4 protein-coding genes are annotated in these 4,209 nt (G+C 34.6%); 3 read left to right on the top strand and 1 reads right to left on the bottom strand.

Annotated elements, in window-relative coordinates:
• Positions 1-245 precede the first annotated feature (245 nt).
• Positions 246-593: a hypothetical protein gene (locus ABZC96_RS08655; RefSeq protein ID WP_373030489.1), complete on the bottom strand. Its 348-nt coding sequence runs from the start codon at positions 591-593 to the stop codon at positions 246-248.
• A gap of 1,131 nt (positions 594-1,724) precedes the next feature.
• Here ABZC96_RS08655 and ABZC96_RS08650 point away from each other — a divergent pair.
• The 3 genes from ABZC96_RS08650 to ABZC96_RS08640 form a co-directional block, all read left to right on the top strand.
• On the top strand, positions 1,725-3,362 hold the full coding sequence (locus ABZC96_RS08650; protein ID WP_373030487.1) for a hypothetical protein: 1,638 nt from the start codon (positions 1,725-1,727) through the stop codon (positions 3,360-3,362).
• 231 nt (positions 3,363-3,593) lie between these two features.
• Entirely contained in the window at positions 3,594-3,977 is a 384-nt protein-coding gene (locus tag ABZC96_RS08645; protein ID WP_373030486.1) for a hypothetical protein, read from the top strand.
• 38 nt (positions 3,978-4,015) lie between these two features.
• Positions 4,016-4,209 (top strand): trimeric intracellular cation channel family protein (locus tag ABZC96_RS08640; protein ID WP_373030485.1); only part of this gene is annotated, 194 nt, incomplete at its 3' end.

Below are 4,209 nucleotides of genomic sequence, written 5' to 3'. Positions count from 1 at the left end.
TTCGAGTCTCCCCCGACCCACCACTTTAATCCCCTAAAACACGTACTTTCAGACTATCCAAATTTTTAACTCTGCCAAATTTTTCATTAGGTCGAAATACTATAGAGAAAAGCCCTCTGAGTTTTTTGAAATTTCCGGCATTTCCAATATCAGCTGCTCGTCATGATTTTTGATGCATTCTTAAATTGAAATTACAACTACAAGTGTACACTCTAATCGGTGACGATGGGAGCAAGGAGCATTATTTAGTCATCATTGTGCAGTTGTCCGCTAAACTCAAAGCCAAACTTCATTTTGTTGGCTATTTCTTCTTGTACCTCGTCTATGAGGTCTTCAGTTCTACCTTCTATCTGTTCTATGAAATTTTTTTGTTCTCTTTCCCGTTTAAAGGTATGTACCTTGTAAGGTTTGTCGGTACCATGTTCTTCTATAAACTTTTCAATCGTATCTTCCCAAATGAAGGTTACTTCATGTTCTATGGTTTGTGGTTCTTCATTATCGGGAAGAGTATAGTTAAATGCTACCATATCTGTGTATGATATGACTTCATACGATTTATTTTCTTTTTGAGACGTTACTTCATTGTTTGTCATGATTATATCCTTTAGCATGTGTTGTTTATTCACTGTTATATCAAAGATAGCTTTGAATCGGATAAAATTACTCTTATTTATTTTTTTTGTGCCAATATAGTAATCTTTTGTATCTCTTTTTTAGACTTAACAATTCTACAACATGATCAAACGTATCATCTAATTTTTAACTCTTTTCCTCATCTCAAGCCAGTAAGTATAAAAGTTACTAAATATACAGTCTTCACCATGAGGTATGCTACATCCAGAATAGTCTTGGTGTATTTGTTCATCTGTGATAGAAAACAGAGAAGTACAATAATCGGCAATATTCTTTTAACCCGAAATACGAAAAATAATTTTGACACTTAATCATGCTTAAAAACCTTATAAAATATATAACTTCATAAAATTATCATTTTTATAAAAGAATGAAGTAATATTCATTATTTATAACATTGGCAGAGTCTACCAAATATGTACGTTAATTGTATGCCAACAGCTAACTATTTAATTTAAGCTTGCCCGTATATGGGGCTTTCAGGGATTCGAGAGCAGATTTAGAGTCTCCCACTCCTGACTCAGCATTTGATTCCCTTAAATACAGTGTGTTTTACCTATCCAATTTTTTGTAATTAGCTAATTATTGAACATAGTTCTTATCTTATAGTTCATTTTTTCAGATATAAAAAGCAGTACTTATAATTTATATAATATGTAAAGATTTTAATTTTATATATTATAAAGAGTATATATCATATACTTGAAATGTAACTAACTGAGATTTTTACTTAAAGAAAGTATCTCAGTGGGACTTTACAACATTAGTTGAAAAGATTCCCGCCCACTCAAATAAAGGCCTGTCTCCTCTCAACTAATCATATATTTTTCTACAATATGTACTTCTTTCACAGAGTATATGTAAAAGGAATTTGTAGGAACTTTGCAACATTAGTTGAAAGATTCCCGCCCACTCAAACAAAGGCCTGTCTCTTCCCAACTAATCATATATAGTTTTCCATAGAATATTCTTTTCATAGAGTATTAGTGGAAGTTGTCTTGTAGGAAAATTGCAACAAGAGTTGTTAGAATCCTGCCATACTATTATTGGCCCGTTTCTTTCTAACATATGATGAATGAAAAGGATTTAATATGAAAATGTATAAAGAAAATGACTGGCTGTATATATTTATGCAGTTGACAAAAGGATCAGTTCTATCCGTATTCTTGTTAATGGGGATTGGAACACAGGTAACAGCTTGGGAACATCCCGATGGTAGTTCTTTGTTTGAATTAGATGGCAACATCGCAGACAATGCCACTGTTGGTGATGATTGGCAAAATGTGGAAGATGGTAATTCTAGTGCATTTAGTACCACACATGATGATGGTACCGGTGGAGGTATTCTACACGATGAATTAAGAATCAGTATCTTTACGGGTGGTGGATCAAAAGATGTTAGAGATGTTCCACAATGGAAATGGACACATGGATCAGTACCGGATAAAGATGAAATCATGCATGCAGCAGCAGCGGCGTATAAAGCAGGTCTCAATAATGATGAATTAATGATCTACCTCATGGGTGATCGTTATTCAACGGATGGTTCAGCTCAGATGGGTGTTTGGTTTTTCCAAGAAAAAATAATTTTGAATGATGATGGAACTTTTAGCGGAAAACATAAAAATGGCGATGTATTGATGTTGGCAGAATTTACGCAAGGTGGTGCAAAAGCAAATATCAAACTTTATAAGTGGAATGATGCAGAAAAGATCAATCTAGAACTTTTCCATGAAGGACAGGGGGATGCGACTCATTATTTTCTTGCTCTCTCAAATGGAGAAAATACACCTGCTTGGCCCGATTATACACCTAAGAGTGGTACTCAAGGAATATATCCTCCAAATGCTTTTTTTGAAGGGGGTATAAACTTAAGTTGGGTTTTTGGTGGTCTCCAGCTTCCTTGTTTTAGTAGTTTTTTAATGGAGACACGTTCTTCTCACCGTGTCAATGCACAGTTGAAAGATTTTGTGTTGGGTGATTTAGACACCTGTAAACTTGAAGTGACTAAAGAGTGTCTCTCCTCTGTAGTGAACACTAATACTTACAATAAATTGGATCATACGTATGAATACAACGTAACAAACAGCGGTTTTGGGACAATTGACAGCGTCTCATTTACTGATGATGCAGGAACACCTAACGATACAAGTGATGATCACTTGATAGTATTAGATGATGTAGGTCCATTGGCTATAGGTCAAACTATTTCCAATCAATATACATATACAAGCAACATGAACCCACCAACCAATACAATCTATGCTACAGGGGAAATTGGTGAATATAGCATGGCTACAGTTCAAGATTCAGCTACCTGTACTAAAGTAATACAGAACCCAGCAATATCTGTGACAAAAGAGTGTGAACAAACGCTTGAATCTAATGGGGTGAATGTGGTAGTGCGTATTGATTACAATGGTGTAGTCTGTAATGATCAAAATGGTACGAAATTGATAAATGTTTATGTTAATGATGATGTTTCAGGAGATAGTTTTGGTCCATTTGAGCTTTATCCAGCAGATGATCCTGCTAAACGTAAACAATGTGAAACATATGCAGGTACTTATTATCCGACTGAAACCACTAAGGTTTGTGCAAAAAATAGCACTCACTCAAATACTGTGACAGCTACTGGTACTGGATCTCTTAATGGGGTAGATGTTAATGCTACTGCTACGGCAAGTTGTAGTCTTTGTGACTCAACCTGTAACGAACCAACGCCTTAACACTGATAAAAGTATTATCGATAAATGGCCAAGCACGCATATGTGCTTGGCTGTTGTCTATAAATAAATGAAGAAATTAACTTAATAGGGCTTTCTTTGATTTATAACGTGAGTTCATGTATTCATCTATCTACCACTTTTTTATTTTAATCATTATTTTATCTTTTAAACTTCATAATTATTACATTAAAATTGTATAATCTATAAATGAATTAAAGAAAGGATCAGGTAATGAAAAACTTTTTAAAAATTTCTCTTGTAGCTATGGCAGTTTTACTGATGCAGGGGTGTGCAACGCATCAAAATTTTGTCAACAAGTATAACGCTTGGGTTGGACAGGATATAAATGATCTGATACAGAAAATAGGGTATCCGGACAGTACCTATATCTTGCCAAATAAAAATAAAGTCTATGTGTATGAAAGATCTAGAATTTATAGTTATCCTTCTACGTCTATGGGATATTGGTATGGTCCTTACCACCATGGTGGTTATGGTATGTTTGGTTATGGTACTGATGTTGTACAGAAGACATGTAAACTTTACCTTGAGACCAATAAAAAAGGTATTATAGTAAAATGGGGTTCGTCAGGTAATGCATGTGTCTCAAATTAGTATAGATATTTACAAAATGAAAGATAGAACGGTATTATATGTTTGAAATTGCAGAGTATATCGGTATCATCGCTTTTGCGATTTCCGGCTTTTTTGTGGCAGTACGAAATAAACTGGATTTTCTGGGTACATTGATCTCTGTATTTCTTACTGCACTTGGCGGAGGGCTCATTAGAGATATCGCTGTAGATAAAACACCTTATACGTTTACACACAATACGCCTGCACTTAC

This window comes from Sulfurovum sp. (genome assembly GCF_041551015.1).
Lineage (GTDB): Bacteria > Campylobacterota > Campylobacteria > Campylobacterales > Sulfurovaceae > Sulfurovum.
This window is presented reverse-complemented; position numbering and strand designations above follow the sequence as displayed.

Bases quoted from the DNA above. Each gene is read 5' to 3' on its own strand.
- ABZC96_RS08655 (WP_373030489.1), bottom strand. From the start codon at position 593: ATGACAAACAATGAAGTAACGTCTCAAAAAGAAAATAAATCGTATGAA.
- ABZC96_RS08645 (WP_373030486.1), top strand. From the start codon at position 3,594: ATGAAAAACTTTTTAAAAATTTCTCTTGTAGCTATGGCAGTTTTACTG.
- ABZC96_RS08650 (WP_373030487.1), top strand. From the start codon at position 1,725: ATGAAAATGTATAAAGAAAATGACTGGCTGTATATATTTATGCAGTTG.